The organism is Stenotrophomonas nitritireducens (assembly GCF_001431425.1).
In the GTDB taxonomy this organism is placed as follows: domain Bacteria; phylum Pseudomonadota; class Gammaproteobacteria; order Xanthomonadales; family Xanthomonadaceae; genus Stenotrophomonas; species Stenotrophomonas nitritireducens.
This window is the reverse complement of sequence record NZ_LDJG01000005.1, coordinates 76152-100349: the sequence shown is the minus strand read 5'-3', so window position 1 is coordinate 100349 and position 24198 is coordinate 76152. Positions and strand designations below refer to the sequence as shown.

The 24198-nt window shown below is 70.0% G+C and carries 24 protein-coding genes; 12 read left to right on the top strand and 12 right to left on the bottom strand.

Annotated elements, in window-relative coordinates; all coding sequences use genetic code 11:
* Window positions 1–97 precede the first annotated feature (97 nt).
* Entirely contained in the window at window positions 98–2200 is a 2103-nt protein-coding gene (locus tag ABB22_RS04235) for a M13 family metallopeptidase (protein WP_055770621.1), read from the bottom strand.
* Between the two features lie 339 nt (window positions 2201–2539).
* Between ABB22_RS04235 and ABB22_RS04230 the strand changes: the two genes are divergently transcribed.
* Window positions 2540–5473 carry a bifunctional diguanylate cyclase/phosphodiesterase gene (locus ABB22_RS04230; protein ID WP_235504325.1) on the top strand — a complete coding sequence of 978 codons (2934 nt, stop codon included), beginning with the start codon at window positions 2540–2542 and terminating at the stop codon, window positions 5471–5473.
* On the opposite strand, the gene ABB22_RS04225 is transcribed toward ABB22_RS04230, so the two are convergent.
* Window positions 5465–6373, bottom strand: coding sequence for a LysR family transcriptional regulator (locus tag ABB22_RS04225; RefSeq protein ID WP_055770616.1), 909 nt, complete (start codon window positions 6371–6373; stop codon window positions 5465–5467). The genes ABB22_RS04230 and ABB22_RS04225 overlap by 9 nt on opposite strands.
* Window positions 6374–6474: 101 nt before the next feature.
* On the opposite strand from ABB22_RS04225, the gene ABB22_RS04220 reads away from it, so the two are divergent.
* Window positions 6475–7266, top strand: a complete 792-nt coding sequence (locus ABB22_RS04220) for a DODA-type extradiol aromatic ring-opening family dioxygenase (RefSeq protein WP_055770613.1) — start codon at window positions 6475–6477, stop codon at window positions 7264–7266.
* Window positions 7267–7512: 246 nt separating this feature from the next.
* Window positions 7513–9159, top strand: a complete 1647-nt coding sequence (locus tag ABB22_RS04215; RefSeq protein ID WP_055770610.1) for a Na+/H+ antiporter — start codon at window positions 7513–7515, stop codon at window positions 9157–9159.
* A 43-nt stretch (window positions 9160–9202) separates the two neighbouring features.
* Here the strand turns inward: ABB22_RS04215 and ABB22_RS04210 are convergent, their stop codons facing one another.
* The gene (locus tag ABB22_RS04210; protein ID WP_055770606.1) at window positions 9203–9448 is read right to left on the bottom strand and encodes a DUF3297 family protein; all 246 of its coding nucleotides are present in this window, start codon (window positions 9446–9448) and stop codon (window positions 9203–9205) included.
* Window positions 9449–9567: 119 nt separating this feature from the next.
* Here ABB22_RS04210 and ABB22_RS04205 point away from each other — a divergent pair, with 119 nt between their 5' ends.
* Window positions 9568–10110, top strand: coding sequence for a DUF6630 family protein (locus ABB22_RS04205; RefSeq protein WP_055770603.1), 543 nt, complete (start codon window positions 9568–9570; stop codon window positions 10108–10110).
* 31 nt (window positions 10111–10141) lie between these two features.
* Here the strand turns inward: ABB22_RS04205 and ABB22_RS04200 are convergent, their stop codons facing one another.
* The 5 genes from ABB22_RS04200 to msrB form a co-directional block, all read right to left on the bottom strand.
* The gene (locus ABB22_RS04200) at window positions 10142–10420 is read right to left on the bottom strand and encodes a DUF4031 domain-containing protein (RefSeq protein WP_055770601.1); all 279 of its coding nucleotides are present in this window, start codon (window positions 10418–10420) and stop codon (window positions 10142–10144) included.
* 14 nt (window positions 10421–10434) lie between these two features.
* Window positions 10435–10923 carry a hypothetical protein gene (locus ABB22_RS04195; RefSeq protein WP_055770600.1) on the bottom strand — a complete coding sequence of 163 codons (489 nt, stop codon included), beginning with the start codon at window positions 10921–10923 and terminating at the stop codon, window positions 10435–10437.
* A 79-nt stretch (window positions 10924–11002) separates the two neighbouring features.
* Window positions 11003–11959, bottom strand: a complete 957-nt coding sequence (gene motB / locus ABB22_RS04190) for a flagellar motor protein MotB (protein ID WP_055770597.1) — start codon at window positions 11957–11959, stop codon at window positions 11003–11005.
* Window positions 11960–11962: 3 nt separating this feature from the next.
* Window positions 11963–12817: a flagellar motor stator protein MotA gene (gene motA, locus ABB22_RS04185; RefSeq protein ID WP_055770594.1), complete on the bottom strand. Its 855-nt coding sequence runs from the start codon at window positions 12815–12817 to the stop codon at window positions 11963–11965.
* A 73-nt stretch (window positions 12818–12890) separates the two neighbouring features.
* A complete protein-coding gene (msrB, locus tag ABB22_RS04180) occupies window positions 12891–13358 on the bottom strand; it encodes a peptide-methionine (R)-S-oxide reductase MsrB (protein ID WP_055770592.1) in 468 nt (155 codons plus the stop codon).
* Between the two features lie 126 nt (window positions 13359–13484).
* On the opposite strand from msrB, the gene ABB22_RS04175 reads away from it, so the two are divergent.
* Window positions 13485–13862, top strand: coding sequence for a classical arabinogalactan protein 4 (locus ABB22_RS04175; RefSeq protein ID WP_152984029.1), 378 nt, complete (start codon window positions 13485–13487; stop codon window positions 13860–13862).
* A gap of 152 nt (window positions 13863–14014) precedes the next feature.
* Window positions 14015–14185 (top strand): hypothetical protein, encoded by a 171-nt coding sequence (locus ABB22_RS18380; RefSeq protein ID WP_156358019.1) that lies wholly within the window; start codon window positions 14015–14017, stop codon window positions 14183–14185.
* Window positions 14186–14253: 68 nt separating this feature from the next.
* Here the strand turns inward: ABB22_RS18380 and ABB22_RS04170 are convergent, their stop codons facing one another.
* Entirely contained in the window at window positions 14254–14733 is a 480-nt protein-coding gene (locus ABB22_RS04170; RefSeq protein ID WP_055770585.1) for a winged helix-turn-helix transcriptional regulator, read from the bottom strand.
* Between the two features lie 201 nt (window positions 14734–14934).
* On the opposite strand from ABB22_RS04170, the gene ABB22_RS04165 reads away from it, so the two are divergent.
* Window positions 14935–16203 (top strand): D-amino acid dehydrogenase, encoded by a 1269-nt coding sequence (locus tag ABB22_RS04165; protein ID WP_055770582.1) that lies wholly within the window; start codon window positions 14935–14937, stop codon window positions 16201–16203.
* The gene (gene alr, locus ABB22_RS04160; protein ID WP_055770579.1) at window positions 16203–17279 is read left to right on the top strand and encodes an alanine racemase; all 1077 of its coding nucleotides are present in this window, start codon (window positions 16203–16205) and stop codon (window positions 17277–17279) included. The genes ABB22_RS04165 and alr overlap by 1 nt, the downstream gene beginning before the upstream one ends.
* A gap of 67 nt (window positions 17280–17346) precedes the next feature.
* On the opposite strand, the gene ABB22_RS04155 is transcribed toward alr, so the two are convergent.
* Complete coding sequence (locus tag ABB22_RS04155; protein ID WP_055770577.1) at window positions 17347–17916, bottom strand: DUF3016 domain-containing protein; 570 nt, start codon at window positions 17914–17916, stop codon at window positions 17347–17349.
* 185 nt (window positions 17917–18101) lie between these two features.
* On the opposite strand from ABB22_RS04155, the gene ABB22_RS04150 reads away from it, so the two are divergent.
* The 4 genes from ABB22_RS04150 to ABB22_RS04135 all read left to right on the top strand — a co-directional run bounded on the left by ABB22_RS04150 (window position 18102) and on the right by ABB22_RS04135 (window position 22634).
* Entirely contained in the window at window positions 18102–20120 is a 2019-nt protein-coding gene (locus tag ABB22_RS04150) for a hybrid sensor histidine kinase/response regulator (protein ID WP_055770575.1), read from the top strand.
* Window positions 20121–20197: 77 nt separating this feature from the next.
* Window positions 20198–21253, top strand: a complete 1056-nt coding sequence (locus tag ABB22_RS04145; RefSeq protein ID WP_055770571.1) for a class I SAM-dependent methyltransferase — start codon at window positions 20198–20200, stop codon at window positions 21251–21253.
* The gene (locus ABB22_RS04140; protein ID WP_055770568.1) at window positions 21250–21957 is read left to right on the top strand and encodes a pseudouridine synthase; all 708 of its coding nucleotides are present in this window, start codon (window positions 21250–21252) and stop codon (window positions 21955–21957) included. The genes ABB22_RS04145 and ABB22_RS04140 overlap by 4 nt, the downstream gene beginning before the upstream one ends.
* Window positions 21954–22634, top strand: coding sequence for an HAD family hydrolase (locus ABB22_RS04135; protein WP_055770566.1), 681 nt, complete (start codon window positions 21954–21956; stop codon window positions 22632–22634). Before ABB22_RS04140 ends, ABB22_RS04135 begins: the two co-directional genes overlap by 4 nt.
* Before the next feature lie 513 nt (window positions 22635–23147).
* Here ABB22_RS04135 and ABB22_RS04130 read toward each other — a convergent pair.
* Together ABB22_RS04130 and ABB22_RS04125 are read right to left on the bottom strand one after the other, a co-directional pair.
* The gene (locus ABB22_RS04130) at window positions 23148–23693 is read right to left on the bottom strand and encodes a DUF1415 domain-containing protein (RefSeq protein ID WP_055770564.1); all 546 of its coding nucleotides are present in this window, start codon (window positions 23691–23693) and stop codon (window positions 23148–23150) included.
* 4 nt (window positions 23694–23697) lie between these two features.
* Window positions 23698–24183, bottom strand: a complete 486-nt coding sequence (locus tag ABB22_RS04125; RefSeq protein ID WP_055770563.1) for a YajQ family cyclic di-GMP-binding protein — start codon at window positions 24181–24183, stop codon at window positions 23698–23700.
* Window positions 24184–24198: the final 15 nt, after the last annotated feature.

The window sequence follows — 24198 nt, the reverse complement described above, 5'->3', positions numbered from 1 at the left end:
GCGGGGGCATCGCCGGGCACTACGGAACGCGGTGCCCGGCGCTTAAAAGAAAACGGGCGCCGCAGCGCCCGTTTTCCATCCGCCGGCAGGCGGATCGTTACCAGACCTTGACCCGCTTGTCCGGGGCCAGGTAGAGCTTCTGCCCTTCCTTGACCTCGAAGGCCGGATACCACGCATCGAGGTTGCGCACGGTCAGGGTGCGGAACTGGCCAGGCGCGTGCACGTTGGTCAGCAGCGAATTGCGCAGGGCCTGCTCGCGCATCTTGCTGCGCCAGGCCTGGGCGAAGCCGAGGAAGAAGCGCTGGTCCGGGGTGAAGCCCTCCAGTTCCTGCGCCGGCTTGCCCTGCTGCGACATCAGGTAGGCATCGTGCGCGGTCGCCAGCCCGGCCACGTCGGCGATGTTCTCGCCCAGGGTCAGGCGGCCGTTGACGTGCACGCCGGGGAACGGCTCGTAGCTGCTGAACTGCGCGGCCAGCGCGTCGCCGGCGGCGTTGAACTGCTTCAGGTCCTGGGCCGTCCACCAGTTGTGCAGCTTGCCGGTCTCGTCGAACAGCGCGCCGGCGTTGTCGAAGCCGTGGCTGATCTCATGGCCGATCACCGCGCCGATGGCGCCGTAGTTGACCGCGTCGTCGGCCGCGCCATCGAAGAACGGCGCCTGCAGGATCGCGGCCGGGAACACCAGGCGGTTTTCCAGCGGCACGTTCATCGCGTTGATGGTCTGCGGCAGCATCGCCCACTCGCTGTGGTCCACCGGCTGGCCGAGCTTGGCGACGTTGCGCCGGTACTCGAACAGCGAAGCGCGCTGCGCGTTGCCCAGCGCGTCGTCGCGCTTCACTTCCAGTGCGCTGTAATCGCGCCACTTGCCCGGGTAGCCCATGTCGACCTTGAGCCCGGCGACCTTGGCCTTGGCGTGCGCCTTGGTCTCCGGCGACATCCATTCCAGCGCGTCGATGCGCTTGGCGAAGGCGGCGATGATGTTCTTCGCCATCTCGTCGGCGCGGGCCTTGGTGGTGGCGTCGAAGTGGCGCTCGACGTAGATCTTGCCAACCGCCTCGCCGATGGCGTTGTTGGTCTCGCCGACGGCGCGCTTCCAGCGCTCGCTCTGCTGCGGGGTGCCGCTCATCGCGGTGCCGTGGAAGGCGAAATGCGCGTCGGCGAAGGCCTTGGGCAGGTAGGGCGCGGCTTCGTCCAGCGCGTGGAAGGCGAGATAGTCCTTCCAGACCTCCAGCGGTTCGCTGGCGACCAGCTTGGACAGACCGGTCACGGCCTTCGGCTGCCAGACGATGAAGTCCTGCTGCGCCGACAGGCCGGCCGCATCGAGGAACGCGGCCCAGTCCATGCCCGGCGCCCGCGCAGCGAGATCGGCCTGCTTCCAGGCGTTGGCGCCCTTCTCGACGTCGTTGGTTTCTTCCTGGGTGGCGTGCGCGCGGGCGATCTTGGTCTCCAGCGCGACGATGCGCGCGGCCTTGCCCGCGGCGTCGGCGTCGCCGGACAGCTCCAGCAGCCGGGCGACATGGCCTTCATAGGCCTTGCGCAGTTCGGCCATGCGCCCGCCTTCCAGGTAGAAGTCGCGGTCCGGCATGCCCAGGCCGCCCTGCACCAGGTAGGGCACGTTGCGGTCCGGCTGCAGCAGGTCCACCGATACCCACACGCCGAACAGGTGCGGCGTGTAGAAGTTGGTGGCGTTGAGCAGGTCCACGTCGGCGCGCAGGCTGGCGCCCAGCGCACGGGCAAGCGCCTGCCGGTCGGCGATGCCGGCGATGGCCTGCAGCTGCGGCTGCACCGGCGCCGCACCGCGCGCCTCGATGCCGGCCTCGTCCATGAACGCGGCGTAGTAGTCGCCGATCTTGCGCGCCTCGCCGTCGCCGGCCTTGCCGGCTTCCTCCATGATCGCGCGGGTATCGGCCAGGGTCTTCTCGTGGATCACGTTGAAGCTGCCGAAACTGGAGCGGTCGGCCGGGATCTCGGTGCGCTGCACCCACTGGCCGTTGGCGAAGTCGAAGAAGTTGTCGCCGGCGGCCACGTTGCGGTCCATGCCGGAGACGTCGAAGCCGAAGCTGCCCAGCTGCGCCTTGGCGGCGGTTGCGGCGGGGGGCGTGGAGGTGGCGCTGTTTTCGGCGGGAACCTTGTCGCCGCCGCAGCCGCTCAGCGACAGCGCGGCACCAAGGGCGAGTGCAAGGATCGAACGTTGCAGGGCCATGGCGGCTCCGGAAATCTGGGATGGAACCGGCAGTCTAGTCCTGTGCACAGGGGCGCGCGCTCCCGATTCCGGCACTTGTTCCCGCGCCAGGGATATGCCGCGATGGAACCTGGGCTGCGCGCAAGTCTTCCCGTCGAGGGCGTTTGTACTGCATGCTGTGAAGCGGACATCGATGGCGGCTCCCGGGGAAGGCGGGAACCGCGTTGCGCATGTGCCGTCCTGCGCGAGCCCGGCAGGCGGCTGCGGCCCATGGTTTCCGATGGCACGGCGGACGACGACGAACGAGACCATGCATGCAGACCGAATGCTGACGCAGGGAAGGTGCCGATGCACCGGGACATGAGCCAACCGCTGCGCCAGGTCGCCGCTTTCGGGATCGTGATCGCGCTGCTGCTGGCTGCGACGCTGGTGATCATGCTGTGGAACGATCGCGGCAGCCGCCTGCAGGCGGCGCAGCGCCAGAGCATGGCGCTGGCGACCGGCAGCGACCGGCTGCTGCGGGCGGAACTGACCACGATGGAACGCGCGCTGCGCGGCGCCGCCCGCGACGGACGCGAGTATTACCGGCAGGTGCCGGAGCGGGCGCCGGCATTGCTGGAGGCCAGCATCCGCGGCACGCTCGAACGCAATACCGACCTGGCCGCGATCACCCTGGTCGATGACGCCGGCATGCCGGTGACCGAGGGCGCTGGCGATCCGACGCTTGCGCGATGGGCGGTGCCGGCGAACCGGGTGCTGGCCGGCGAGTTGTACGTCGGCGGAATGGAAGCGCTCCCCGGCGGCGGCCGGGTAGTGTTGACCGCGGTGCCGGTGCAGCCGGGCCAATGGCTGCTGGCGCGCGTGCGCCTGGCGGTATTCCAGCGCGTGGTCAGCGGCCTGGATACCGGCCGCAGCGGCGTGGTATCGATCAGCAGCCGCCATGGCGAACTGCTGGCGCACAGCCTGGACCCGTCGGCGGTGGAGCGGCGGCTGCCGCGACCGATGCACCGGCCGCAGGTGTCGGACCAGGTGCAGGCGCTGGGCGTGGCGGACAGCCCGATGGATGGCGTGCGCCGGGTGGTCGCGGTGAGCGCGCCGCGCGACTATCCGCTGGTGCTGTTCGCGGGCCTGTCCTATGACGAGGTCATGGCGCCGTGGCGTACCTACTTCTATGTCGCCACCGGCATCTACCTGCTGTATCTGTGCGGGTTCGTCTACCTGTACGGCAGCATGCGCCGCGGCGCGCTGCGCCAGGCGCGGCTGGCCGAGGAGCTGCGCACGGGTGCGGCGGAGCTGGCGCTGGCCCACCAGGTCGGCAAGGTGGGTACGTGGTCGATCGACAGGAAGGGCGGAACCCTGCGCTGGTCGGCGCTGACCCGGCGGATGTTCGCGCTGCCGGCGCGGCAGGCCCGCCTGGAGGATTTCTATGCGCATGTGCACGAGGAAGACCGTCCCTGGCTGCGCCAGCAGGTGCAGCAGGCGACGGAGGCCGGGCGCGCGGTGAACGCGCTGTTCCGCCTCGTGCTGCGCGACGGCTCGGTGCGCTGGCTGTCGGCGCGCGGCGAGCGCGTGTCTGGGCTGGGGCCGCATCCGCGCATGACCGGCGCGGTGACCGACATCACCGAGCGGGTGCGCAACGAAGCGCGCGTGCAGCGCGCCGAGCACCAGTTCCGTCTCGTGTTCGACCGCAATCCGGCGCCGTTCTGGATCTTCGACCTGGCCACGCTGCAGTTCCTGGAGGTGAACCAGGCCGCGATCGACCAGTACGGCTACAGCCGCGAGGAATTCCTCGCCATGACCATCCTGGACATACGCCCGGAAGATGGATGGGAGGAAATCCAGCGCACGCTGGAAGAGTCCAGGGACGGCGGTCCGCCCGTGCCGCGGGTACGCATGCACCGGCGCCGCGACGGCGGCCTGTTCGAGGTGCTGGGACATCTTGCGCGGCTGGAATTCGATGGTCGCCCGGCCTGCCTGGTACTCGCCGAGGACGTCAGCCAGCGGCTGGCCTACGAGCGTGACCTGGCCTGGCGCGCCAGCCATCATCCCGGCACCGGCCTGTTGACGATCGAAGCGCTGGCCGAACGGCTGGACGCGGGCGCGGCCGGCTACACCATCATCCACGCGCAGCTGCGCGGGCTGCAGATGGTCGCCGACACGCTGGGCCGCGAGGCCGGCGACGAGGTCCTGCAGGCGATGGTCGCCCGGCTCGCCACGCTGGGCGCGCGCTATGGCCTGCTGGCCTACCAGCCGGCGGAGGATTTCGTGCTGGCGGTCGCCAGCGGACACGATCCGCAGCGGGCGCTTGAGGCGCTGCGCGACGCGGTGTCCGAACCGGTGCGCGGCCGCGATTCGTTCCACCAGCTGGAACCGCGCATCGGCGTGGCGGACAGCCCGGGCGACGGTGCGAGCGCCGACCTGGTGCTGGGCTGCGCGGCGCAGGCGGCCCACGCCGCCCGCGAGAACGGCGTGGTGGTGCTGCGTTTCGACCACGCGCTGGCGCAGCGCCACGCCGACCGGCTGCAGCTGGCCGGGCGCATCCACCTGGCCATCGAACGCGACGAATTCGAGCTGTATTTCCAGCCGATCCGCCATGCCGCCGACGGTTCGCCGGCCGCGCTGGAAGCGCTGCTGCGCTGGCCGCAGCCCGACGGCAGCTTCATCCCGCCGTCGGACTTCATCCAGCTGTGCGAGGACACCGGCCAGATCATCGCGCTCGGCCGCTGGGTGATCCGCGCCGCCGCCCATGCCGGCCGCGTGCTGGCCGACAACGGCTGGGCCGGGCTGCCGATCGCGGTCAACGTCTCGGCGGTGCAGTTGTTCAACAGCGACCTGGTCGGCGAGTTCACCCGCGCCGCCGAGGCGCTGGGGTTGCCGCCCGGCGCGCTGCAGATGGAACTGACCGAGAGCAGCCTGATGCGCAACCCGGCGCAGGCGATGCAGGTGCTGGAGAGCCTGAGCGCCAGCGGCATCGCGGTGGCGCTGGACGACTTCGGTACCGGTTTCTCCAGCATGTCCTACCTGCAGCACCTGGCGCTGGACTCGCTGAAGATCGACCGCGCCTTCGTCGCCGACGTCGAGCGCAACCCGCGCAACGCCGCGATCTGCCGCGCGCTGCTGTCGCTGGGCCACAGCATGGGGCTGGTGGTGATCGGCGAGGGCGTGGAAACCGAAGGCCAGCTCGACTGGCTGGTCGCGCACGGCTGCGACCACGTGCAGGGCTATCTGCTGGGCCGGCCGATGCCGTTGCGCGAGCTGCTGGCGCTGCTGGCCCTGGCGCGCGACTCAGGGTGAGGACGGGGCGGTGGCGTCCGCGCCGAGTTGCCCGACCAGGTAGTCGATGAAGCTGCGCACTTTCGGCGCCAGGTGGCTGCGGCTGGCATAGACCGCATGGATGCCGACCGGCGGCAGGCGCCAGTCCGGCAGCACCGTCACCAGCCGGCCATCGGCCAGCGCCGGGCCGACGATGAAATCGGGCTGGGCGATGATGCCCATGCCGGCGATGGCGGCCTCGCGCAGCACCTCGCCGTTGTTGGCGCGCATGCGCGCCCTGACCGGCACGCTGACCTCGCCCTGCGGACCCTGTAGTTGCCAGCTGTCGCCGCCGGCCCAGTAGCTGTAGGCCAGGCAGGCGTGGTGCGCCAGATCGTCCGGCTGCGCCGGCGCGCCGTGCCGGGCCAGGTAGCCCGGCGCCGCGCACAGCACGATCGCGGCCTCGGCCAGGCGGCGGGCGATCAGCGAAGGCGCAGGCTGGCGGGTGATGCGGATCGCCAGGTCGAAGCCTTCCTCGACCATGTCCACCTGGCGGTCGGACAGCGACAGATCCAGTTCGACGTCCGGGTGGCGTTCGGCATAGCCGGGCAGCAGCGGCGCCAGCCGGGCGATGCCATAGCTGACCGGCGCGTTGATCCGCAGCCGGCCCGAGGGCTGCAGCGCCTGCGCGCCCACCGAGGCCTCCAGCGCGTCGAACTCGGCCAGCAGCTGCACGCAGCGCTGGTAGTAGGCGGCGCCGATGCTGGTCGGGCTGACCCGCCGCGTGGTGCGGTTGAGCAGGCGCGCGGACAGGCGCTTTTCCAGCGCGGCGATCTGCCGGGTGACCGCGGCGGTGGACAGGTCCAGTGCCTCGGCGGCGGCGCTGAAGCCGTTGCGCTCGACCACCGCGACGAACACCCGCATGGCATCGATGGTGTCCATTGTTTCCGATCCCGCAATAAAACGTTGAGGCCGAGGTTATTTGTTGCCCCGCGCCGCGGCAATAACCTGAGCGGCATCGATCCTTCCGCGTGGAGACTGCCATGCAATCCCTTCCGTCCCTGTATATCTCCCATGGCTCGCCGATGACCGCGCTGGAGCCGGGCCCGGTCGGGCCGCGCCTGGCCGAGCTGGCCGCGGCGCTGCCGCGGCCGCGCGCCATCGTGATGGCCTCGGCGCACTGGCTGGGCCGCGCGCCGATGGTGTCGGCGCCGGCGCGGCCTGAAACCATCCACGATTTCGGTGGCTTCCCCGACGCGCTGTACCAGTTGCAGTACCCGGCCCCGGGTGCGCCGGAGCTGGCGCAGGACGTGGCGGCGCGGCTGGCCGCGGCCGGCCTGGCGCCGGTGATCGACCCGCGGCGCGGGCTCGACCACGGCGCCTGGGTGCCGCTGCGCTTCCTCTACCCGCAGGCCGACATCCCGGTGCTGCAACTGTCGATCCAGCCGTCGCTGGGGCCGGCGCACCAGCTGGCGATGGGCCGTGCGCTGGCGCCGCTGCGCGATGAAGGCGTGCTGCTGGTCGGCTCGGGCAGCATCACCCACAACCTGCACGACTGGCGCAGCTACCCGCAGGGCGCGGAGGCGCCGTATGTGCGCCCCTTCATCCAGTGGGTGGAGCAGAAGCTGCGCGCCGACGACGTGCCGGCGCTGCTCGATTACCGCCGGCAGGCGCCGTTCGCCGCACAGGCGCATCCCACCGACGAGCACCTGCTGCCGCTGTATTTCGCGATGGGGGCGGCCGGTGCGGACCGGCTCGGCGCGCAGCGCATCGATGCCGGCATCGACATGGGCTTCCTGGCGATGGACATCTATCGTTTCGACGGCGCGGCCTGAAAGATCGCACGCCTCATGCCGGCCGCGCGCGGCGCCGGGCCGACGGACGCCGGGTAGGGCGGCAGGGAGGCGCGCGTCGGCACTGCCGGCGGGCGTGCCGTCCGCAGGCGGGCCGGCGCCATCGCCCGCGGCCTGCGCGTTCCTGTCGAAACGCGTGCTGCCGTCATCGGCGACCGTGCGGGGCTGTGGTAGTTTTTCCACGTTGGTTCAACCGTCGCCGCCAGTGTGGTGACTTCGTGGAGAGGCATGCACACGATCGAAGTCGTTCTGGCGATGCTGGTGGCGGTAGTCGCCAGCGGCTACCTGGTGAGGATCCTGCCCTTCTCCCTGCCGCTGCCGCTGGTGCAGATCGGCCTGGGCGCGTTGATATCCGGCGTGTTCAAGCGCGGCCATGCGCTGGAACCGGACATGTTCTTCCTGCTGTTCCTGCCGCCGCTGCTGTTCCTCGACGGCTGGCGCATCCCCAAGCAGGGCCTGTTCCGCGACAAGGGCGCGATCCTGGAACTGGCGTTCGGCCTGGTGGTGTTTACCGTGGTCGGCGCCGGCCTGCTGATCCATTGGCTGATCCCGGCCATGCCGCTGGCGGTGGCGTTCGCGCTGGCGGCGATCATCTCGCCCACCGACCCGGTGGCGGTAGGCGCCATCGCTTCGCGCGTACCGATTCCCAAGCGACTGATGCACATCCTGGAAGGCGAGTCGCTGCTCAACGATGCATCCGGCCTGGTCTGCTTCCGCTTCGCGGTGGCGGCGGTGATGACCGGCAGTTTCTCGCTGGCGCAGGCCTCGCTGACCTTCCTGTGGGTGGCTTTCGCCGGCCTGGCCATCGGCGTGGCGGTGACCCTGGGGGTGTCCACCTTCCAGCGCTGGCTGTGGCGCAGCTTCGGCGAGGAGCCGGGCGCGGCGCTGCTGGTCAACCTGCTGATCCCCTTCGCCGCCTACCTGCTGGCCGAAGAATTCAATGCTTCGGGCATCCTCGCCGCGGTCGCCGCCGGCATCACCATGAGCTATGTCGAGCTGACCGGCCGCATCAGCGGCAGCATGCGCGTGCAGCGCGCGGCGGTGTGGAACACCGTGCAGTTCAGCTTCAACGGCATCATGTTCGTGCTGCTGGGCGAGCAGCTGCCGGGCATCGTCCAGCGTGCGGCGGACACGATCTCGGTCACCGGCCACCGCGAATGGTGGTGGCTGGCGATCTACGTGCTGGCGATCAACGCGATGCTGGTGGTGCTGCGCCTGGCGTGGGTGTGGCTGTCGCTGCGCTGGAACCTGCTGCGCGCGCGCTGGCGCGGCGAGGAGCGTGCCAGCCAGACTTCGTGGCGGGTGGTGCTGGCGATGTCGGTGGCCGGCGTGCGCGGCGCCATCACCCTGGCCGGCGTGCTGACCCTGCCACTGATGGTGCCCGGCGGCGAGCCGTTCCCGGCGCGCGACCTGGTGATCTTCCTGGCTGCCTCGGTGATCCTGGTGTCGCTGCTCGGCGCCAGCCTGCTGCTGCCGCGGCTGCTGCGCGGGCTGGAACTGCCCAAGGACGACGACAGCCGGCGGGTGGAGGACCTGGCCCGCAAACTGTCCTCCAAGGCCGCGCTGGCGGCGGTGGAGAAGACGCGCCAGCAGCTGGTGGATGGCCAGACCACCACCAACGTGCAGCTCTACAACGATGCCGCGGCGCGGGTCAGCCTGCTGTACCAGCGCAACCTGGAGAAGGGCCAGGGGCCGGACGAGGATCCGGAGAAGGTGCGGCGCATGGAGCAGGCCTACCGCAGCCTGCGCTCTGCCGGGCTCACCGCCGAGCGCGAGGAACTGTTCCGCCTGACCCGGCACGGGCAGATCCCCGATGAGGTAGCGCGCAAGCTGATCCGCAACCTGGACCTGCTGGAAAGCCGTCAGCGGGATTGAGCCGCCGCCACGGCGATGGCGCCCACCCGGGGCGCCGCCGGCCTTATTTGTTCAGTTCGAGGAAATACGGCTCGACCGAACCGTTGATCTTCAGCGTCATCGGGTTGCCGCGGCGGTCGCGGGCCTTGCCGGCCTGGACGCGGATCCAGCCTTCGCCGACCGAGTACTCCTCCACGTCATCGCGCTCGATGCCGTTGAAGCGCACGCCGACGCCGCGTTCGAGAGCGGCCGGGTCGTGGAACGGGCTGCCGGGGTTGACCGCCAGGCGGTCGGGAGGGGTATCGCTCATGTCGAGTGTTCGTTGACGGCCACCGTGGCCGGCTTCAGGGACGCAAGGATAACCGCTGCGGCTTCCGCTGCCGCGTGCGCGGCGGCAGAATGCGCGCCATCAAGCCGCGGAGAAGCCCCATGCCCGACAACAGCGCCGATTACGAGGATTCCGACGAACTGCTGCCGACCTTCGATGAAGACGACCATCCGGCGCGGGTGTGGAACCTGCTGTGGCTGATCAATCCCGGCGACGAGGAGGCGGCGCTGCAGCAGTTCGATGCCTGGCGCGAAGCGCGTGCCGGCGCCGAGGACGAGGCTGGCGACGAGCAGTGGCTGTGGGACCTGAAAGACGCCATCGACTGGCGCGCGGGCTTCCATGTGGACTGGAAGGACGTCGACTCGTTCGTGGCCGCGCTCGATGAACTGGCCGCGCGCTGGAACCTGGGTATCGACTGGGGCGGCGACCTAGACGACGAGGACTTCGCGCAGGACATCGACGTGCCCATGCTGATGGCGACCGCGCACGACCGCCTGCGCGAACATGGCTACACGGTGTGGAACTGGAACACCGGTGGCGACGGCTACGCCGGCTGGATCGCGCTCAGCCGCGACGACGAGGCGATGCTGGCGCTGTGCTCGCTGCTGGGCGTGGAAGTGCGGCCGGGCAGCGATCCGTTCTGATCCTGCCGCAGGAGCCCGCGCGGGTAGGCTCCTACAGGGCCTGGTACTGCGATCGCGCGTTGGCGATCACCCGCCGCACCAGTTCGCGGTCGTCATGCCGCGAGATGGCGCGCGCGCCCAAGGCGATGGCGGTCTCGCGCAGCGGCGCCGGCACGTCGTAATGCGCGCCGCTGGGACGGTTCTGGAAGGCCCGCCGCGGAATCCCGAGCTGCTGCGCCATGGCGTGCAGCTCGGGCAGGGTGTCGGCCATCAGATGCGCCCAGCGCTCGCCGCGCCAGGGGTGTACCGCATCGTCGATATAGACCGTCACCGCGGCGGCGCAGGTCAGGCCTGCGGCTTGTCGCCAGCGTCGGCGTCGGCCGCCGCTTCGGTGTCGCCGGTTTCATCGGCGGCATCGCCGCCGTCGGCCACGGCCGCGGCTTCCTCGCCCTCGACGCCCTCGAATTCGGCGACCAGGCCGGCCAGGTAGTCGTCGGCGCTTTTGCCCTCGGCCGCGGCGGTGGCATCGATGAGCTGCTGCAGCTGCTCCGAATACTCCAGGGCGACCTTGCGGCCTTCCTTCTCCTGCACGTTGGCCAGGTGCTTGAGCATGGCCAGCATCGGCACCGGGTTGTCGGCGTTGCCCATGGTCTGGCCGCCGATGGACAGCAGCCACTGCCGGCCCTGCAGGCCGATGGCGGCCACGACCTGGCCTTCCTCGTTCACCAGCACGGCATGGTTCTGGACCTGCTGCTGCGCATCCAGGCGCAGGAACGGGCGGCGGGGCTGCTGCTTCTTGCGCTGGTCGCGCTTGGCTTTGGACTGCTTGGACATGAGGGTTCGACGAAGGGAAACGGCCGCCATTGTAGGCGGCCGCTCCCGTCGTTGCCGAACCCGTGCCGCGGCGCGGCCTTCAGTGGGTGCCGGCTCCGGGCGCCATGGCCGCCTCGTCGCCGGCGGCGGTGGGCGGAGCGGCGACGGGGACGGGCAGCGCGGCGATGGCCGACAGGGCGGCTGCCTCGGCCTCCTTGGTCATCACCACGATGCTGATGCGGCGGTTGATCGGGTTCTGCGGATCGGTCTTGTCGAACAGCACCGAGGAGGACAGCCCGATCACCCGCGCCACCTTGTCCTCGTCCATGCCGCCTTCCAGCAGGGCGCGGCGCGCGGCGTTGGCGCGGTCCGCGCTCAGCTCCCAGTTGCTGTAGCCCAGCTGCGTGGAATAGGCGGTGATGTCGGTATGGCCGCCGATGCTGATGCGGTTGGGCACCTGGTTGATGAAGCGCGACAGCTCGCGCAGGATTTCCCGGGTGTACGGCATCAGCTTGGCGCTGCCCATGTCGAACATCGGCCGGTTCTGCTTGTCCACGATCTGGATGCGCAGCCCTTCGGGGGTGATGTCCAGCAGCAGCTGGTCCTTGAACGGCTCCAGCGCCTGGCTCTTGTCGATGGCCTGCTCCAGCTCCTGCTTCAGCGCCTCGAGCTGCTTCTTCTCGCGTTCGCGCTCGTCCACCGGGGTGGGGATGGACTCGCGCTGGTTCTGGAAGGGGTCGTTGCTGTTGCCGCGGGAGACGTCGGTGGCGCCGCCGAGCTTGATCATCGAGGTGCTGGCGCCGCCGGGACCGGCCATGCCGGGGGCCGGGGTGCTGCTGGTGCCGCTGAGCGGGCTGGGATTGCGGAAATACTCGGAAATGGCCGCGCGATCGGGCTTGCTGGTGGTGGCCAGCAGCCACATCACCAGGAAGAAGGCCATCATCGCGGTGACGAAGTCGGCATAGGCCACCTTCCACGAGCCGCCATGGTGGCCGCCGCCCTGGATCTTCTTCACCCGGCGCACGATCACCGTGGGCTTGGCATCGGTGCTGGCCATGGCTTATTTGACCGACTTCAGGTGCTGTTCGAACTCGGTGAAGCCGGGGCGCAGCGCCGACGGCACGGTCTTGCGCGCGAACTCCAGGGCGATCTTCGGGTTGTAGCCGCGCAGGCAGGCCAGCAGGGCCGTCTTGACCGACTCGTAGATGCGCGAGTCCTGTTCGGCGCGGGCTTCCACCGCGGCCGCGATCGGGCCGATGAAGCCATAGCCGAGCAGGATGCCGAGGAAGGTGCCGACCAGCGCGCCGGCGACATGCGCGCCGACTTCCTTGATGTCGCCGCCGATCGAGCCCATGGTGATGACGATGCCCAGCACCGCGGCGACGATGCCGAAACCGGGCAGTCCGTCGGCGACCTTGGCCAGCACATGCGCCGGTTCCATCGCCTCGTGGTGGTGCTTTTCCAGCTCCAGTTCCAGCAGCGGTTCCAGCTCGTGCGGCTCGATGTTGGAGCCGATCATCAGGCGCAGGCAGTCGGTGATGAAGTCGACCAGGTGGTGGTCGGCCTGGATCTTCGGGTAGTTGGCGAAGAGGGGGCTTTCGACGGGGTTCTCGACGTGCTCCTCGAGCGACATGAAGCCTTCGCGGCGCGCCTTGTTGAGCAGTTCGTACAGCAGGCTGAGCACATCCAGGTAGTCCTGCTGCTTGTAGCGGGGCCCCTTGAACACGCCGACCACGGCCTGGAGGGTCTTTTTCACCGTCTTGGCCGGGGTGCCGACCAGGAAGGCGCCCAGCGCCGCGCCGCCGATGATCACCAGTTCGAAGGGCTGCCACAGCGCGCCGATTTTTCCGTGCGCGCCCACATAGCCGCCAAGCACGCTGAGGATGACGACAAGCAGGCCGACGATGATGAGCATGGGGCGCGGGACACGGAAGGGGATATCCCGTTGTCGGCCGCGCCGGCCGGAACTGAAGCGGAAAAATGTGAACTCAGTCGGAGGCCGTCGATTCGGCGCCTCCGCGCCGCAGCGGGTCCGGCCAGACGCTGCCGCGGCCGACGAAGGACAGCGAAACCGAGTTGAGGCAATGCCTTTCGAATGTCGGCGGTGGCCCGTCCGGGAACACGTGGCCGAGGTGGCTGCCGCAGCGGGCGCAGACGATTTCCGTGCGCACCATCCCGTGGCTGGCATCGCGGATGCGGGCCACATGCGCCGGGTCGAACGGGGCGAAGAAGCTCGGCCAGCCGGTGCCGGAGTCGAACTTGGTGCTGGAGCGGAACAGCGGCAGGCCGCAGAGCCGGCAGCAATAAGTGCCTTCGCGCTTGTTGTCCAGGAACACGCCGCAGAACGGGGCCTCGGTACCGTGGTGGAGCAGGACGCGCCGTTCGTCGTCGTCCAGGCCGGCGACCAGGGCGTCGCGCTGGGCGGCATCGGGGGGCGTCAGGTCGAAAGCGGTCATGGGGCGCCTCCGTGGGGGTGGACCGCCATGGTAGGCGCCGGCCGGCACGGCTCCAACTGGCGCGTTTACCGCGCCGGCAGCGCCGGTGGTGCATGATCGCCGTACATGGACCTGTGGGAGTGCCCGATGAAACGGATTCCTCTACTGCTGCTTGCGATGCTGGCAACCACCCCGGCCTTGGCCCAGCTCAAGCCCTTGCCACCGCCTACCGAGACCCGGCCGGTGAGCCTGCCGCCGCCCTCGAAGCCGGCCAGCGAGGCCTCCGGCCAGGCTGCCGACAACGAGCGCCTGCGCGAACGGCTGGAGCGCCCGGCGCCGGCTGGCAAGCCGGCGGCCAAGCCTGCCGCGAAGCCGCAACCGGCCGCGCAGGTGCCGGTGTACGACCACGACGGGCGGCGGCTCAACGGCATGCGCCCGGCCGGGCCTGGCCGGGTGATGGACACCCGCACCGGCCGTTACCACGACACCGTGCCCAGTGGCGACGGCGTGCGCATCGTGCGCTGAGCGCAGGCGGCTTAACCGCGGGCAACGCGGCCCGCGCAGTCACCGAGGTCACGGCCTGGATCACGCTGCCTTGGCGCGTGCTTAACCGGTCCCGGGCGCACTGTGCGCGTGCGCAGCCGATGCGCGTCCACATGCCGTACCGGAGTATCGAAATGTCCAACATGCACCACAACCAGCCGAACCAGGGACATGCCCCGCAGCGCAATGCCGGCCAGCCGGCGCAGCAGGAACCGCAGCGTCCGTCGAAGATGGCCAGCGGCAGCGAAGCCGCCGCAAAGCCGGACAAGCAGGCGCACAAGGCGCCGGAGCGGGACCGCCGCTGACAGCGTGGCGGGCATTGTCCGATGAGGAAGCGGCGGGCTTGTCCCGCCGCTTTGCCGTCAGGCGGCGATCAATCGGCGATGGGCAGGCTGAGCGTCTCCTTCACTTCCTCCATCACGATGTAGCTCTTGGACTCGCGCACATGCGGCAGGCTGAGCAGGGTGCTGCCGAGCAGCTTGCGGTAGGAGGCCATCTCGTTGATGCGCGCCTTGAGCAGGTAATCGAAGTCGCCCGAGACCAGGTGGCACTCCAGCACGTTGGGCAGCTTGAGCGCGGCGCGGCGGAATTCCTCGAAGATGTCGCCGGACTTGTAGGCCAGCGAGATCTCCACGAACACCAGCAGCCCGGCCTTCACGTACTGCGGGTCCAGCCGCGCGTAATAACCGGTGATCACGCCTTCGCGTTCGAGCCGGCGCACGCGTTCGGTGCAGGGCGTGGTGGACAGCCCCACGCGCTCGCCCAGTTCGGTGAAGGAGATGCGGCCTTCGGCCTGCAGGATGCGCAGGATCCGGCGGTCGATCTTGTCCAGTTCGCGGCTGCGGGTGGCCATGGCGCTCTGTTTTGCGTGAAGGAAACGGGAAATTACCCTGTTTTATCCTTCAATACGGGAAAAAACACTGGTATCTGCTGAATATACTGCGCGGTTCATGGTCCCTGCCCGATCCGGTGCAGGGAATTGATAGGGTTGATGCCTGTCCGCCGCTCCCGTCGCGTGGTCGCCGGGGCGTGCGCAGGGTCCCAGGAGCGAGCGATGCGGGTTCTGATACTCGGCAGTGGTGTGATCGGCACGACCAGTGCCTGGTACCTGCGACAGGCGGGGCATGAGGTGACGGTGGTGGACCGGCAGCCGGCTCCCGCGCTGGAGACCAGTTTCGCCAACGCCGGCCAGCTCTCCTTCGGCTATACCTCGCCGTGGGCCGCGCCGGGCGTGCCGCTCAAGGCGATCAAGTGGCTGTTCCAGGAGCATGCGCCGCTGGCGATCCGCCCCACCGCCGACATGGCCCAGTACCGCTGGTTGTGGCAGATGCTGCGCAACTGCACCGCCGGCCGCTACGCGGTCAACAAGGCGCGCATGGTGCGCATGTCCGACTACAGCCGCGACTGCATCAACGAACTGCGCGCGGCCACCGGCATCGACTATGAAGGCCGCCAGCTGGGTACCACCCAGCTGTTCCGCACCCAGCAGCAGCTGGACGCTGCCGCCCAGGACATCGAAGTGCTGCGCCAGTACGGCGTGCCGTACGAGGTGCTGGATCGCCAGGGCATCGTGCGCGTGGAGCCGGCGCTGGCCGGCAAGGCCGATACCCTGGTCGGCGCGTTGCGCCTGCCCGAGGACCAGACCGGTGACTGCCAGCTGTTCACCCGCAGGCTGGCCGCGCTGGCCGCCGCGGCTGGCGTCGAGTTCCGTTTCGACCAGGACGTGGCCGGGCTGGAGCGCGCCGGCGACCGCATCACCGGCGCGCGCATCGGCGGCAGGCTCGAGACCGCCGACCAGTACGTGGTCGCGCTGGGCAGCTACTCGCCGCAGCTGCTGGCGCCGCTGGGCATGCGCCTGCCGGTCTACCCGCTCAAGGGCTATTCGCTGACCCTGCCGATCACCGACGCGGCGATGGCGCCGACCTCGACCATCCTGGACGAGAGCTACAAGGTGGCGGTGACCCGCTTCGAGGACCGCATCCGCGTCGGCGGCATGGCCGAGGTGGCCGGGTTCGACCTGTCGCTGGATCCGCGCCGCCGCGCCACCCTGGAAAAGGTGGTCAACGACCTCTACCCGCAGGGCGGCGACCTGTCCCGCGCCGAGTTCTGGACCGGCCTGCGCCCGGCCACGCCGGACGGCACCCCGGTCGTCGGCGCCACGCCGTACAGCAACCTGTTCCTCAATACCGGCCACGGCACCCTCGGCTGGACCATGGCCGCCGGCTCCGGCCGCTACCTGGCCGACCTGATGGACGGGCGCAAGCCGCAGATCAGCACCGAAGGCCTGGACATCTTCCGCTACGGCGGCCAGGGAGCGGCCTGATGCGCCCGGCACAGGCCCTGATCGACCTGGAGGCGCTGCGCGGCAACTACCGGCTGGCGCGCCAGCTGGGCGGCGGCAAGGCGCTGGCGGTGATCAAGGCCGACGCCTATGGCCACGGAGCGGTCGCCTGCGCGCGCGCGCTGGAGGCCGAGGCCGACGGTTTCGGCGTGGCCTGCATCGAGGAAGCGCTGGAGCTGCGCCAGGCCGGCATCACCCGGCCGGTGCTGCTGCTGGAAGGCTTCTTCGACGCCGCCGAACTGCCGCTGATCGTCGAGCACGACCTGTGGACCGCGGTGGCTTCGCCGTGGCAGGTCGAGGCGGTGGCCGCGTTCCGCACCGATGCGGTGCTGCAGGTCTGGCTGAAGCTGGACAGCGGCATGCACCGGCTGGGCCTGTCGGTGGACGAATTCCGCGCCGCGCACGCGCGCCTGTCGGCGTTGCCGCACGTCGCGCCGATGGTGCTGATGAGCCACATGGCACGCGCCGACGAACTGGACAGCCCGCGCACGCTGGAACAGCTGGAGACCTTCAGCCGCGCCATCGACGGCCTGCCGGGCGAGACCAGCCTGTGCAACTCGCCGGCGCTGCTGGGCTGGCCGCAGGTGCGCAGCGACTGGGTGCGCCCGGGCCTGATGCTGTACGGCGCCGATCCGCTGTACCCGCAGCCGAGTCCGTACGCGGACCAGCTGCGCCCGGTGATGACCCTGCAGTCGCGGGTGATCGCGGTGCGCGAGATCGCCGCCGGCGAACCGCTGGGCTATGGCGCGCGCTTCGTCGCCCAGCGGCCCACGCGCGTGGGCGTGGTAGCGATGGGCTACGCCGACGGCTACCCGCAGTTCGCGCCCAACGGCACCCCGGTGCAGATCGACGGCGTGCCTGGCCAGCTGATCGGGCGGGTATCGATGGACATGCTCACCATCGACCTGACCGACCACCCGCAGGCGGGGCTGGGCAGCATCGTGCAGCTGTGGGGTACGTCGCCGACCATTTCCGAACTGGCGCCGCGCTGCAACACCAGCGCCTACCGGCTGCCCTGCAGCCTCAAGCGCACGCCGCGCGTCTATCTGTCCCAATAGGCGCAACGGAAAAGGGCCGCGAACGCGGCCCTTTTCCTTCCTGCAGTCGTGCGTACCGACGCCGGCGTCAGAGCCCGGCGGTGGCGGGGTCGTCGCGCAGCTCGCGGCGCAGCCAGTCGTCGAGCAGGCGCTTCTCATAGCGCAGCGGGTCGGTGTCCGACAGGCGGGTGTTGCCATACAGGTAGGCGTTGTCCACCAGCTTGCGCTCGCCCTGGTCGATCACCCGGCCCTGCGCGTCGGTCAGGGTGAACTGCAGGCTGATCCGCGGCGGGTAGATGTCGCGCATGAAGCGCACCTCGTCCATGCGCGAACCGTGCCAGGGCTCGTAATCGCCGGCGCGCTTGATATCGGTGATGGTGACGGCCATCTGCTGGCCCTCGGGCAGCTTGCTGGAGGCCTGCTTGCGCAGATATTCGGCCAAGTTCACCACCCAGTTGCCGCGTTCGGCTTCCCAGCGGTTGCGGCTCTGGCGCAGCTCGGTGAAGCCTGACGGGTCGTTCCACTGCACCTGCACCGGGCCTTCTTCGGCCAGGGCGCGCGGCGCCCGCGGGTCGGTGACGCTGGCGGGACGGGCGGCGGCGGTGCCCGCCACGAGCAGGCAGGCCAGCGCCAATGCGGCAAAAGTCGGGGTCTTCATGACGAACCTCCGGTGACGGGTGTGCAATGCAGTGTGGGGGCGATCGCCGTGCCGGGCAATCGCCGGACGCCGGGCGGTTGGAGCCGGGTTGCGGACGGTTCATCATCACATGCCGTGGATAGTTGCACGCCCAGACTTTCCTTCCGTTGCCGCGCTGCCGCAAAGACCCGCCCACCGCCTTGAGCATGCATCCGCCCGAACTGGAGCCGTTCGTCCCGCCGCCGGCGCCACCGGTAGCCGCGGGGCTGGACAGCTCCCTGCTGTACCAGGAGGTGTTCGAAGCCGTCGGCACCGGTTTCTGCGTGATCGAGGTGCTGTTCGACGAGGCCCGTGCAGTGGACTTCGTGCACTGCAGGGTCAACGCGGCATTCGGACGCATCACCGGCCTGGCCGATGTCATCGGGCGGCGCGCCACCGAAGTGCTGCCGGGGCTGGACGAATACTGGTTCCGGGTTTTCGGCCGGGTGGTCGGCGAGGGCATGCCGGTGCAGTTCGAGCGCTACCTGCCGCAGCTCGGGCGCTGGTATTCGGTCGAGGCGGTGCGGCTGGGGCCGGCGGCGGCGCGTCGCGTCGCGGTGCTGTTCTTCGATATTTCGCGGCGCAAGCAGATCGAGACCGACCTGGCCGAAAGCGAGGCGCGCTTCAGCGCTCTGGCCGACGGCCTGCCGATGCCGGTCTGGGTGCTGGACGACCTGGGCCACGTACGCTTCGTCAACAATGCCTTCGGCAGCTTCTTCGGGCTGGATGGCGACCATTGCTTCGGGCCGCGCTGGTGGGAAGGGCTGCTGCACCCGGAAGACCTGAAGGTCTTCGAGTACGCCCTGGCCGAGGCATTGTCCAACGAGCGCGACCTGCACCTGAGCGCCCGCCTGCGCCGCCACGACGGCCAGTGGCGCTGGCTGGAGATGAACGCGGCGCCGCGCTTCTCGGCCGATGGCCGCTTCATCGGCCTGGCCGGCAACAGCCCGGACATCACCGAGCGCCGCGAGATCGAGATGGCGCGCGAGGAACTGCTGGAGGCCGAGCGCGCCGCGCGCAACACGGCCGAAGGCATGGCACGGGTGAAAGACGAATTCCTCGCCACCTTGTCGCACGAACTGCGCACCCCGCTCACCACCATCCTGGGCTGGAGCGAGCTGCTGCTGCAGCGCATGGAGGCCGACCATCCGATGCGCCGCGGGGTGGAAGTGATCGCCAGCAGCGCCATGGCGCAGAAGCGGTTGATGTCGGACATGCTCGACCTGAGCAGCATGCTGCTGGGCAAGGTGCAGCTGGAGGTCGAGGTGCTGGACCTGGCCGAGCAGGTGCGCGAAGCGGTGCGCCTGCAGGAACTGGTGGCGCAGGGCAAGGCGCAGGCCCTGGTGGTCGACGTGCCGCAGGCGCCTTGCCCGGTGCTGGGCGACGCGACGCGGCTGCAGCAGGTGCTGTGGAACCTGCTGGCCAACGCCATCAAGTTCACGCCGGTCGAAGGCCGGGTCGAGGTTGTGCTGCGCCAGGAGGACGGGCATTACGTGATGGACGTGCGCGACAACGGCGACGGCATCGCGCCGGAATTCCTCGCGCACCTGTTCAGCCGCTTCAGCCAGGCCGACGGCACCACCACCCGCCGCCACGGCGGCCTCGGCCTGGGCCTGGCGATCGTGCAGCAGCTGGCCGAACTGCATGGCGGATCGGTCTCCGCGCAGAGCGCGGGTGCCGGCCAGGGCGCCACGTTCAGCGTGCGCCTGCCGGTGTACCGCGTGGAAAGCGCCGGGCGACCGCGGCGCATGGTGCAGCGGGTCGCGGCCGGCGAACAGGTGGTGACCGCCCATGCCCTGGCCGGGACGCGCATCCTTGCGGTGGAGGACCAGCCGGACGTGCTGGCCTATCTCCGGCGGGTACTGGAAGAACAGGGCGCCACGGTGGTAGCGGCGGCGTCCGCGGCCGAGGCGCTGGAACTGCTCGACCTGCGTGGCCACGCCGCCTTCGACGTACTGGTCAGCGATGTCGGCATGCCCGGCATGGATGGCTACGGACTGGTGCGGACCCTGCGCGAAACCATGGGCGTGTCCGCCGCGGAGCTGCCGGCGGTGGCGGTGACCGCGCTGGCGCGGGGCGACGACCGCCGCCGCGCGCTGGCGGCCGGCTTCCAGAAGCATGTCGCCAAGCCGTACAGCGTGGCGCAGCTGGTCGGGGCGATCCGCGAGGCCTGCAGCCGCGGCTGAACCCGGAAACGCGGCAGCGGGCCCCCGCCCGGGCGGGCCGCTAGAATGGCCGGCTACGTTCCGCTGGATATTCCGCGATGGCCGCCGCCCAAGACGCCCCGCTGCAGACCCTGTTCCTCCCGTTCGCCGCTGGCGCCCTGCCATGGCCGCAGGGGCCGGTGTTTTTCCTGCGCGCGCGCGAGGGCTGGCCGCTGCGGGAGCATGCCGCGCCGGGCCAACTGGCCTGCGTGCAGAGCTTCCGTCCGTTCGCGCAGGCACTGGAGCGCGGTGGCTGGGACGTACGCGACGAGACCGGACTGGACGCAGCGGACGCGCGTTACCCGCTGGTGCTGGTGCTGCCGCCGCGCCAGCGCGACGAGGCCCGCGCGCTGCTGGCGCGGGCGCTGGAGCGCGTGGCGCCGGGGGGCGTGCTGGTCGCCTGCCAGGCCAACAACGAGGGCGCGCGCTCGGGCGAAAGCGACCTGCAGCAACTCGCCGGTCTGGGCGGCAAGCTGACCAAGAACCACTGCCGCGTGTTCTGGACCGCGCCGCTGGATGGCGGCCACGATGAAACGCTGCGCGCGCGCTGGGCGGCGCTGGACGCGCCGCGGCCGATCATGGACGGGCGCTTCCGCAGCCGCCCCGGCGTGTTCGCCTGGGACCGCATCGACCCGGCCTCGGCGCTGCTGGTCGAGCAGCTGCCGGCCGACCTGGCCGGGCGCGGGGCCGATCTCGGCGCCGGCTGGGGCTATCTGTCGGCCGAAGTGCTGGCGCGCTGCCCGAAGGTGACGGCGCTGGACCTGTACGAAGCCGAATCGCGCGCGCTGGCGCTGGCCCGGCACAATCTGGCCGGCAGCCACGCGCAGCTGGATTTCCGCTGGCATGACGTCACCGCCGGCATCGACGGCCGCTACGACTTCATCGTTTCCAATCCGCCGTTCCACACTCCCGCCCGCGAAGACCGGCCGGACATCGGCCAGCGCTTCATCGCCGTGGCCGCGCAGGCGCTGCGCCCGGGCGGCCGGCTGTTCATGGTCGCCAACCGGCACCTGCCCTACGAGCAGATCCTCAACGACAGTTTCGGCCAGGTGCGCGTGGCGGCCGAGCGCGACGGCTTCAAGGTCATCGTCGGCACCCGCGGTGGCCGCGCATGAAGCTGGTCAAGCACATCGCCAATCTCGGCTACGGCAGCCGCAAGCAGGTGCAGTGGCTGTTCCGCGAAGGCCGCGTCACCGATGCCGACGGCGAGGTGCTGTATGCCGACGACAAGGTCGAGCACGATGCGATCCGCATCGATGGAGAGCCGCTGGACCCGCCGCCGGGCCTGAGCCTGATGCTGCACAAGCCGGCCGGTTATACCTGCTCGACCAAGGACCAGGGACGGCTGGTCTACGACCTGCTTCCGGCCCGGTTCCGCGAGCGCTCGCCGCTGCTGTCCACGGTGGGCCGGCTGGACCGCGATACCAGCGGCCTGCTGCTGATGACCGACGACGGCGCGCTGCTGCACCGGATCGTGTCGCCGAAGTCGAAACTGGACAAGGTCTACGAGGCGCGGTTGGCGCAGGACCTGCGCGGCGACGAGGCGGCGACCTTCGCCAGCGGCGCGCTGTTGCTGGAATCGGAGGACAAGCCGCTGCTGCCGGCCGAGCTCGACGTGCTCGGCCCGCGCCAGGCGCGGCTGACCCTGCATGAGGGCCGCTACCACCAGGTACGGCGCATGTTCGCCGCGGTCGGCAACCATGTCGACGCGCTGCACCGCAGCCGCATCGGCGGGCTCGCGCTGGACGATCTTGCGGAAGGGCAATGGCGGCAGTTGTCGGCCACCGACCTGCAGACGCTGTTCGGGGATGCGCAATGACCCTGCTGGTGGAGCTGGCGGCGCGGCCGCAGGCGGTGATCTTCGACATGGACGGGCTGATGCTGGACAGCGAGCGGGCCCTGCTGGGCTGCCTCGCGCAGGCCGGCGCCGCGGCCGGGCACGACCTGCCCGAGGCTTTCCTGCTGTCGCTGATCGGTTCCAGCGACGCGTTCACCCGCCAGCGCCTCGCCGCCCAGGTCGGGGCCGGCGCGGTCGATGCCCTGCTGGAGGATTCCTATGCGCGCTACGACGGCCTGGTGGCCGCCGGCGTACCGCACCGGCCGGGCATCATCGACCTGCTCGACACCCTGGTGGCCCATGGCGTGCCGCGCGCCGTGGCGACGTCCACGCGGCGCCCGCTGGCGCTGCGCAAGCTCGAAAGCGCCGGCCTGCTGCCGTATTTCGAGCACGTGGCGACCAGCAGCGATGTCGCCCATGCCAAGCCGGCGCCGGATATCTACCTGCTCGCCGCGGCGAAGCTGGGCGTCGAGCCGCGCCATTGCCTGGCGCTGGAGGATTCGCCCACCGGCGTGCGCGCGGCGCTGGCCGCGGGCATGACCGTGATCCAGGTGCCCGACCTGCTGGAGCCGGACGCGGACGTGCGCGCGCTGGGCCATGCCATCGCCGGTTCGCTGCACGATGTGCGCGGATTGCTGCAGCCGTTGCTGTCCCGGTAGAGCGGGGCAACGCCCCGCTGGGGGCATTACCGGCCACGCCCCGCCGGGTGTTACCCGGCGCTACAGAGCGGCAGCGATCCACGTTCCCGTGTAGAGCGGGGCAACGCCCCGCTGGGGGCATTACCGGCCACGCCCCGCCGGGCGCAGCCCGGCGCTATAGAGCGGCCGCGATCCACGTTCCCGTGTAGAGCGGGGCACCGCCCCGCTGGGGCATTGCCGGCCAGGCCCCGCCGGGCGTTGCCCGGCGCTACAGAGCGGCAGCGATCCACGTTTCCATGTAGAGCGGGGCAACGCCCCGCTGGGGCATTGCCGGCCAGGCCCTGCCGGGCGCTGCCCGGCGCTACAGAGCGGCCGCGATCCACGTTCCCGTGTAGAGCGGGGCACCGCCCCGCTGGGGCATTACCGGCCACGCCCCGCCGGGCGTTGCCCGGCGCTACAGAGCGGCAGCTATCCACGTTCCCATGTAGAGCGGGGCAACGCTCCGCTGGGGCTTTCCCAACAGGGAACGGAGCATCACTCCCCGGCCAGCAGCTGGTTCCAACCGTCCACGCCCAGTCTGTCCAGCGTGGCGATGTTGCGCTCGACGATCACGTCCGGGTCCGGGAACGCGGCCACCGCGCGTTCCACGCTGTCCTCGCGCAACAGGTGCAGGGTCGGCCAGGGCGCGCGGTTGGTGTAATTGCTCACGTCGTCCGGCGCAGCGCCGGCGAACTGGTAGTGCGGGTGGAAGCTGGCCACCTGCAGGATGCCCTGCAGGTCCAGAGCCTCCACCGCCGCGTCGGCGTTGTCGAGGAAGTCGTTGTAGTCCAGGAAATCGGTGAGCACCTGCGGGTGCACCACCAGCGTGGTGTCGACCTGCTCGGCCGGCGTGTCGCGCAGGAACAGCAGTTCCTCGGCCAGTTCCTCCAGCAGCGCCTCGGGCGTGGTGGCGTCGCTGAGCACGAAGCGCACCTGCTCCTTGACGTATACCGCCTTGGCGAACGGGCACAGGTTCAGCCCGATCACCGCCTTCTCCAGCCAGCGGCGGGTGTCGGCGATCGGGTCGGTGGTGGTAGGCATGGGCTCAGTCACGGAAGTTGTCGAACTGCAGCGGCTGCTCGAATTCGTTCTTCTTCAGCAGCGCGATCACTTCCTGCAGGTCGTCGCGTTTCTTGCCGTTCACGCGCAGCTTGTCGCCATTGATCTGGGTGTCGACCTTGATCTTGGATTCCTTGATCTTCGCCGCGATCTGCTTGGCCAGCTTCTGCTCGATGCCCTGCTTGACCGTGACCTGCTGGCGCGCGCCGGCCAGGTTGGTCTCGACGTCGCCGAATTCCATGCAACGGAAATCGATGCTGCGCGCGGCCAGGCGCTGCTTGAGGATGTCGGCCATCTGCTTGAGCTGGAAATCGCTGGGCGCGGCCAGCTTGATCAGCGTGTCGCCGTCCTGTTCGAAGCTGGCGGCCACGCCCTTGAAGTCGAAGCGCGTGGACAGCTCGCGGTTGGCCTGGTCGATGGCATTGGTCAGTTCGTGCTTGTCGACTTCGGACACGACGTCGAAGGAAGGCATGGCAAAGCTCCTGGC

Excerpts from the sequence above, each read along its gene's own strand:
- ABB22_RS04225 (WP_055770616.1), bottom strand. The coding sequence starts at position 6,373 with ATGGACACCATCGATGCCATGCGGGTGTTCGTCGCGGTGGTCGAGCGC.
- ABB22_RS18380 (WP_156358019.1), top strand. The coding sequence starts at position 14,015 with ATGTCCAACATGCACCACAACCAGCCGAACCAGGGACATGCCCCGCAG.
- ABB22_RS04130 (WP_055770564.1), bottom strand. The coding sequence starts at position 23,693 with ATGCCTACCACCACCGACCCGATCGCCGACACCCGCCGCTGGCTGGAG.
- motA (WP_055770594.1), bottom strand. The coding sequence starts at position 12,817 with ATGCTCATCATCGTCGGCCTGCTTGTCGTCATCCTCAGCGTGCTTGGC.
- alr (WP_055770579.1), top strand. The coding sequence starts at position 16,203 with ATGCGCCCGGCACAGGCCCTGATCGACCTGGAGGCGCTGCGCGGCAAC.
- ABB22_RS04125 (WP_055770563.1), bottom strand. The coding sequence starts at position 24,183 with ATGCCTTCCTTCGACGTCGTGTCCGAAGTCGACAAGCACGAACTGACC.
- ABB22_RS04210 (WP_055770606.1), bottom strand. The coding sequence starts at position 9,448 with ATGAGCGATACCCCTCCCGACCGCCTGGCGGTCAACCCCGGCAGCCCG.
- motB (WP_055770597.1), bottom strand. The coding sequence starts at position 11,959 with ATGGCCAGCACCGATGCCAAGCCCACGGTGATCGTGCGCCGGGTGAAG.
- ABB22_RS04230 (WP_235504325.1), top strand. The coding sequence starts at position 2,540 with ATGAGCCAACCGCTGCGCCAGGTCGCCGCTTTCGGGATCGTGATCGCG.
- ABB22_RS04135 (WP_055770566.1), top strand. The coding sequence starts at position 21,954 with ATGACCCTGCTGGTGGAGCTGGCGGCGCGGCCGCAGGCGGTGATCTTC.
- ABB22_RS04165 (WP_055770582.1), top strand. The coding sequence starts at position 14,935 with ATGCGGGTTCTGATACTCGGCAGTGGTGTGATCGGCACGACCAGTGCC.
- ABB22_RS04215 (WP_055770610.1), top strand. The coding sequence starts at position 7,513 with ATGCACACGATCGAAGTCGTTCTGGCGATGCTGGTGGCGGTAGTCGCC.
- ABB22_RS04150 (WP_055770575.1), top strand. The coding sequence starts at position 18,102 with ATGCATCCGCCCGAACTGGAGCCGTTCGTCCCGCCGCCGGCGCCACCG.
- ABB22_RS04235 (WP_055770621.1), bottom strand. The coding sequence starts at position 2,200 with ATGGCCCTGCAACGTTCGATCCTTGCACTCGCCCTTGGTGCCGCGCTG.
- ABB22_RS04140 (WP_055770568.1), top strand. The coding sequence starts at position 21,250 with ATGAAGCTGGTCAAGCACATCGCCAATCTCGGCTACGGCAGCCGCAAG.
- ABB22_RS04220 (WP_055770613.1), top strand. The coding sequence starts at position 6,475 with ATGCAATCCCTTCCGTCCCTGTATATCTCCCATGGCTCGCCGATGACC.
- ABB22_RS04170 (WP_055770585.1), bottom strand. The coding sequence starts at position 14,733 with ATGGCCACCCGCAGCCGCGAACTGGACAAGATCGACCGCCGGATCCTG.
- ABB22_RS04205 (WP_055770603.1), top strand. The coding sequence starts at position 9,568 with ATGCCCGACAACAGCGCCGATTACGAGGATTCCGACGAACTGCTGCCG.
- ABB22_RS04145 (WP_055770571.1), top strand. The coding sequence starts at position 20,198 with ATGGCCGCCGCCCAAGACGCCCCGCTGCAGACCCTGTTCCTCCCGTTC.
- ABB22_RS04155 (WP_055770577.1), bottom strand. The coding sequence starts at position 17,916 with ATGAAGACCCCGACTTTTGCCGCATTGGCGCTGGCCTGCCTGCTCGTG.
- ABB22_RS04175 (WP_152984029.1), top strand. The coding sequence starts at position 13,485 with ATGAAACGGATTCCTCTACTGCTGCTTGCGATGCTGGCAACCACCCCG.
- msrB (WP_055770592.1), bottom strand. The coding sequence starts at position 13,358 with ATGACCGCTTTCGACCTGACGCCCCCCGATGCCGCCCAGCGCGACGCC.
- ABB22_RS04195 (WP_055770600.1), bottom strand. The coding sequence starts at position 10,923 with ATGTCCAAGCAGTCCAAAGCCAAGCGCGACCAGCGCAAGAAGCAGCAG.